We start from the raw sequence: 6,087 nt of genomic DNA, 5'->3' as shown, positions 1-6,087 counted from the left end.
GATGTCAAATCAATATTTTCTTTGATAGCCTTTAGGAAATACTGCTGCTCTCTATTGCAGAGTTCCTGATGATCAGGCTCATCATGCATATCTATCCATTCATCTTCTTTAGTAAATTGATTTTTTGAATCAATAGCTGCATGGTGTATTTTGATACTTTCTGTTTTTGTATGGGAATCCACATCATCTGATTTACCTGAACTGCCCGCATTTTTGGCCACAATGGATACTGCGCCCTTTGGTCCAAAGACATCTTTGATAAAAAAGGCATTATCGCTGACCATGGGTCCCCAACCTGCTTCGTACCAACCGACTGAACCATCATCAAAACGGATCTGTAGTTGTCCGTAATTGTAATTGTCTGACGCAATATCTTCAGTAAGTCTAGCCCCTATAGCCGATACACTTATGGGTTTTGATCTTGTCATCTGACACATGACATCGATGTAATGAACGCCGCAGTCTACTATTGGACTAAGACTTTTCATCAGGTTTTTGTGCACATCCCACATGAACCCTTTACTTTGTTGATTGAGATTCATACGCATAACCAAAGGCTTACCAAGTTTTTGCGCTTCATCTATAAACCTGATCCATGAAGGGTGGTGTCTTAGGATATAGCCAACTACGACTTTTTTACCAGCTTCTTTTGATGCTGCAACTATTTTTTCAGATCCAGTTACTGTATCAGCAAGCGGCTTTTCAATAAATACATGGCATCCAGCAGCAATTGCCATCAAGGCATAAGCTTCGTGAGTTTCCGGGTAAGTAGAAATGCAGACGGCATCCGGTTTAGTGCTCTTTAAAGCTTCCTCATAATCATTGAAAAGTGGATAATTCGCATTCAACTTCTGATTTAGTTTTTCTTTACTATCACCTCGGGCAACGAGACCACAAATTTGGAATTCAGGCATTTGATGATAGGCAGTAGCATGTGAAGCTCCCATATTTCCACATCCCACTACTAAAATCCTGATTGATCTAGGGACTAATGTCATATCTTTAAGCTCAAAGTTTGTTGATTTCTTTTTGAATGATATTGTCCAAGACTGACCATTCTCTTTCCAATTCGTTGAATATCTCCTTCATAAGTTCAATATCTCCATTCATGGCATTTACTTCCATTTTTTCAGCCAATTTGGCTAGTATGTCAAAGGCCATGGATTGAGATGCACCTCTGATGTAATGAGCATTAGCTTTAATTCCTTCTCTATCCTGAATATTCAGTAATTTTTTGATTTCCTCAACTTTCTTTACAAGATCTCTGGAAGTAATCAGTAACTCCTTCAATAGGGGTTGATAATTGTCTATGAGTTGAAGCAATTTTAGCTTATTGAAACTCAAGGTTTTTTCATTTTTTGAATCCGATAAGGTATTTGATTCACTGAATTTGTTTTCGAACAGGTACTTCTTCAAGACATCTTTGAGGGAGGCAGGGTGAATGGGTTTAGTCAAAAAATCATCCATACCGGCTTCATAGCATTTACGCTGCTCTTCTTTCAATGCTCCAGCTGTCAGTGCCACTATTGGGACATGTTTTCTGGTTTTGGACTCAATCAAGCGAATGTTCTCCGTTGCGGTCAATCCGTCCATTTCGGGCATTTGTACATCCATAAAAATCAAATCGATGTCATTGCTTTTGTAATTTTCTACAGCAATTTTTCCATTAGGACATTCTATTACCTTTACTTTATCCAGGATATTTCCAAGCAATGTTTTCAGCAGAAGCATATTCATGCTGATATCTTCCGCGACTAATATGGAGAATTCACCGTTGAGCTTTGCCTCAGGTGAGGATTTCTCTTTTACTGCTTCTGGCTGTTCAATATGTGCTTTGTTGATTTTTTCAAGAATACCTTGATAGTTCAATGGTTTGATTAAATTTTGACTAATCTGGTATTTTGTAAAAGTATGTCTAAGTTCCTCACCATCTGAAAAATAGCTCATGATAAAAACGGGGAGCTTTTCTGCATCTATTTTTAATTCAGTCCTGATCTGACTGATAATTTGAATCCCATTTAAATAAGGAATATGGTAATCAACGATTGCAAGGTCAAAATCCTGATATCTTGTCAGGAGCTTTAATGCCTCAAAACCATTGGCTGCAGTATGGCATTCAAATTCCCAGAATTCCAAATGCCTTCTTGTTATACTTCTCACATCACTATTGTCATCTACAAATAGTATCTTTTTGACTTTTGAGCTTTGGTTATTTTGGATACTTTGAGATGGAATGACTTCGGTATCCACAGAAAAATAAAATGTGGAGCCCTTGTCCGGTTCACTATTCAGCCCTATGCTACTTCCCATTTTTTCTGCTAGAAGATTAGAAATAGTGAGGCCCAGACCTGTCCCGCCAAATTTCCTGGTGGTAGAACTGTCAGCTTGTGAAAATGCTTTAAAAAGTTTTTTCTGTTGCTCTTCAGGTATGCCTATTCCTGTATCTGTCACAGCAAAGTTGAGCTTGCTTTTTTGACCATCCGAGCTGTCCAAACGTACCTCTAAAGTGACATATCCACTATCTGTAAATTTAATAGCATTGTTAAGTAAGTTGATCAGGATCTGTTTTAGCCTTAAAGGATCTATCGACACTTTACTTGGTAGATCAGGAAGGACGTCCAGAATAATTTCGAGTTTTTTCTCACCGGCAGGATACTTTATAATATCCAAAGTATCATATAAAAGTTCATGAAGATCGGATTCCACCCACTCTAAGTCAAGTTTACCAGCTTCGATTTTGGAAAAGTCGAGTATGTCATTGATCAGATTAAGTAAGGATTTACCAGCAGTATTGGCATTGTTTGCATATTGTTGCTGAATATTGGAAAGTTCGGTTTTCAAAAGTAGATCGGTAAAACCTATCACTCCATTTAGTGGAGTTCGTATTTCATGACTCATATTCGCCAAGAAATCTGATTTGGACTTGCTGGCCGCATTTGCCCTATCCGTTTCTGCTATCAGTTGTTTTTCAAACTCTTTATCTTTTGTGATGTCAGCCATTTTGATATCCAGGCGTATGGGAGTATCCTGAGAATCATAGATAATCTTTCCTACATGATAAACCCAACGGATGCTTCCTCCTTTGCTTCGGATTCGGTGCTCTTTTTCATAGCAGTCATTTTCTTCAAGGTCCTGATTAATCTCCTCTATGACTTCAAGGTCCTCCTCATAAATAAACTGTTTCCAAAAATCAGGATCCTGCAAGCATTCATTTTGTTGAATATCGAAAAGGTGCTCTACGGATGGTGTGACAAAAAGTATTTTATTGATTGGTAGCTTGATTGCCCAAACTACATCTTCCATCTCCGATAATATGCTTTCCAGCTGCTGTTTGGTTTTAATGAGTTCAGATGTCTTTTTTCTGATATCATTGATGTCTTGCAGTGTCCCGTAAAGCCGGATACAGCTGCCCATTTTGTATTGTGCTTTAGCAATTAACCTGACCCATTTTTCCTTTCCCAAAGCATCCACAATGATCAGTTCTAAATCGCAAGGCTTTTCCTTTTTGATCAGAAGGTCAAATGCCTCGGATGCTTTATTTCTATTGAATCCCTTTTTAAAAAAACTTAGACTGTTTTCAAATTGTAGTTCAAAATCCTGTGGCACTTGATGGATTTCTTTCATGACATCGGACCATTGGACTTTTCGCTCTATAATGTCGACTTCCCAAGCACCTACACGGGCTGTTTTGCTGGCCTGCTGCAGGATTTCCTTGGTGTTTTCTAACTCCAACTGTATGCTTTTTCTTTGAGTAACATCAGTCACTCTCCCGGCAATTCTTATCTCTTTGGCAGTTCCATTAGATACTGGGAAAGCCTTTTCATTGAGCCATCTTATGTTGCCATCTACTATGATCCTATATTCAAGATTAAAGGCCGCACCATTGTCAAGTTCTAAGGATGCTGATTTTACCCTATCTCTATCGTCTTCATGTACAAATGTGTCATTGAAACTCTTACCACTGTGGAAAAAATCAAGTTTTACTCCAATGACCTTTTCAGAATTAGGACTGAAATATTCATAATGACCCTTATTGACATTGTAGACGTAATATGCATCATCTATGGTCTGAGCAATCAATTGTAATCGTTCCTCTGTAGCTTTGAGGGTTTTTTCCATCCGTACTTTTTCTGTGATATCCACAGAATTGGTGACTATTATGTCTTTAATTCCTCCAAAGTCGGCTACTGAATTGTCATATGCCCAATATTTATTTGTGCCATTTTTGGACTTAAGCCGAAGAATACCTTTATGTCGACCTGATTGCTTCAGCTCCTTAATATACAGGTCAATCATGGGGTAATCGTAATCATTCAGAAATTCCCTGAGGTTTTTCCCTAACACCTGATCCAATTCATATCCCAAAGATGCTGCTGCTGCCGAATTAATTTTGATGATTTTCCCACTGAAGTCGTGTATACAAATTAGACCTTGGCTGTTGTCGAATATATTTTTAAACAAGATTTCTTCATTCTTTCTGAAACTGATATCCAGAATGATTCCATCAATATAATGTTCGTTAGATACTTCATCTCTATATATCTGCCCCCTTTCATCGATCCACTTGATAAATCCTGAGCTATGGATAATCCTGTATTGTAATTCCCATGGCTTATTGGACTTTATGGCTTTGGCTTTTTCAGAAAGTACCCTTTCCACGTCATCCTTATGGATGAAATCCGAAAATGATTTTTGCGGATTATCCAAAAAATCTTCCACAGCATATCCTGTTATGACTTCAAAACCTTTAGTGAGGAAAACAGGTGTTTGATTCTCATCATTGAGCAACCTGAATGGACTTCCATTGGTGTTTTCGATGAGTTTCTGGTAATAGGTTTGATTTTGCCTAAGTTCAAAATTTTTCTTTCTCAATTCCAGAAGCCTCATGGCTTGGGAACTCAAGGATTTAAGTGCTTTTTTCTGCTTTTCTGATAAAGTATTTTCTTTGTCATCAGCTACGCAAAGAGTACCTAAAGCTAAACCTTCCTCGGTCAGAAGGGGGTAGGAAGCATAAAAAGTAATATTGGGATCTCCTTTTACATTGGGCAAATCGCAGAATCGCTTGTCTAATTTGGTGTTTTTGATTTCGAAAAATTCCTCATCACTATGAATGGCATGAGCACAAAAAGATAATGCAATTGGGGTTTCTCTTATGTCTATGCCGTGCCTTGACTTGAACCATTGTCTTTCTCTGTCCACCAGAGTGATTGTGGAGTATTTTGTCCCACATATTTGGGCAGCCATATCCGTGATAAAGTCAAACTCCTCCTCTTCATCCGTATCCAAGATGCGATACGCATATAGCTGAGAAAGTCTCTGCTCTTCATATTTGGGTTTATTTAATTTATCCATCTTTTATTACTGGAATTATAAGATAACCAATAATAACCAAATTTTTAAGACTCACTAGTAGAATTTAGACGCTTATGTTTGTTAATTTCATCTCTATTCATGTATAACACTTTGATTTTCACATAAATGTTATCCTTAGGAGCGTCCACCTTATCTCTTGGAACTGATACTATTCTATCTACAATATCCATTCCTTTAATGACTTGTCCAAATACAGTGTAGTCTCCATCCAAGCGGTGAAGTCCTTCCTTGTTTTGAACGATATAAAACTGACATCTTGCTGAAAGTTTATCTGGATTATCATCCCTGCCGGCACCAACGGCACCGTAGATATGTGTCAACTCAGAATTGAACTCAGGCTTTAGTAGATAATCAGGGTCATTAAAACCTTCCGGCGTATCTGGACAGCCTCCTTGAGCTACAAAATCGGGAATAACCCGATTGAAGGTAAGTGAGTCCCAATATCCATCTTGAGCAAGTTGAATAAAGCTATCTCTGTGATTAGGAGTCTGTTCATGAAGTTCTATGTAGATATCCCCAAGAGGTGTTGCAATCATGCCTACTGGAATGCTGTCCTGGGCAGAAACAGGCTTATAAAAGAATATTAACAAAAGGAGTATCAGGTATAACTTTTTCATGAATTATCATTTTGCAGGAAGATATTAAAAAAAATCTGACGGTCTATGTCTTTACATAAGAATACCCTGTACACGGTATTTTTTTAGAAAAATAATT

General features: G+C 37.9%; 3 protein-coding genes. All 3 read right to left on the bottom strand.

The features are described 5' to 3' along the window. Nucleotides 1–998 (bottom strand): Gfo/Idh/MocA family oxidoreductase (locus tag EA341_RS18610; protein WP_293016679.1); only part of this gene is annotated, 998 nt, incomplete at its 3' end. A gap of 10 nt (nt 999–1,008) precedes the next feature. Beyond that, nucleotides 1,009–5,352 carry a PAS domain-containing protein gene (locus tag EA341_RS18605; protein ID WP_293016678.1) on the bottom strand — a complete coding sequence of 1,448 codons (4,344 nt, stop codon included), beginning with the start codon at nt 5,350–5,352 and terminating at the stop codon, nt 1,009–1,011. 44 nt (nt 5,353–5,396) lie between these two features. Further along, complete coding sequence (locus EA341_RS18600) at nt 5,397–5,990, bottom strand: peptidylprolyl isomerase (RefSeq protein WP_293016677.1); 594 nt, start codon at nt 5,988–5,990, stop codon at nt 5,397–5,399. Between the last annotated feature and the right edge of the window lie 97 nt (nt 5,991–6,087).

Origin of the sequence: Mongoliibacter sp., assembly GCF_007692705.1 — a bacterium.
Taxonomy (GTDB): domain Bacteria; phylum Bacteroidota; class Bacteroidia; order Cytophagales; family Cyclobacteriaceae; genus Mongoliibacter.
The sequence above is the reverse complement of the archived record's forward strand: the minus strand, read 5'-3'. Positions and strand labels throughout refer to the sequence as shown.

What these genes read in the sequence shown, in the direction of transcription:
- EA341_RS18605 (WP_293016678.1), bottom strand. Translation starts at nt 5,352, where the DNA reads ATGGATAAATTAAATAAACCCAAATATGAAGAGCAGAGACTTTCTCAG.
- EA341_RS18600 (WP_293016677.1), bottom strand. Translation starts at nt 5,990, where the DNA reads ATGAAAAAGTTATACCTGATACTCCTTTTGTTAATATTCTTTTATAAG.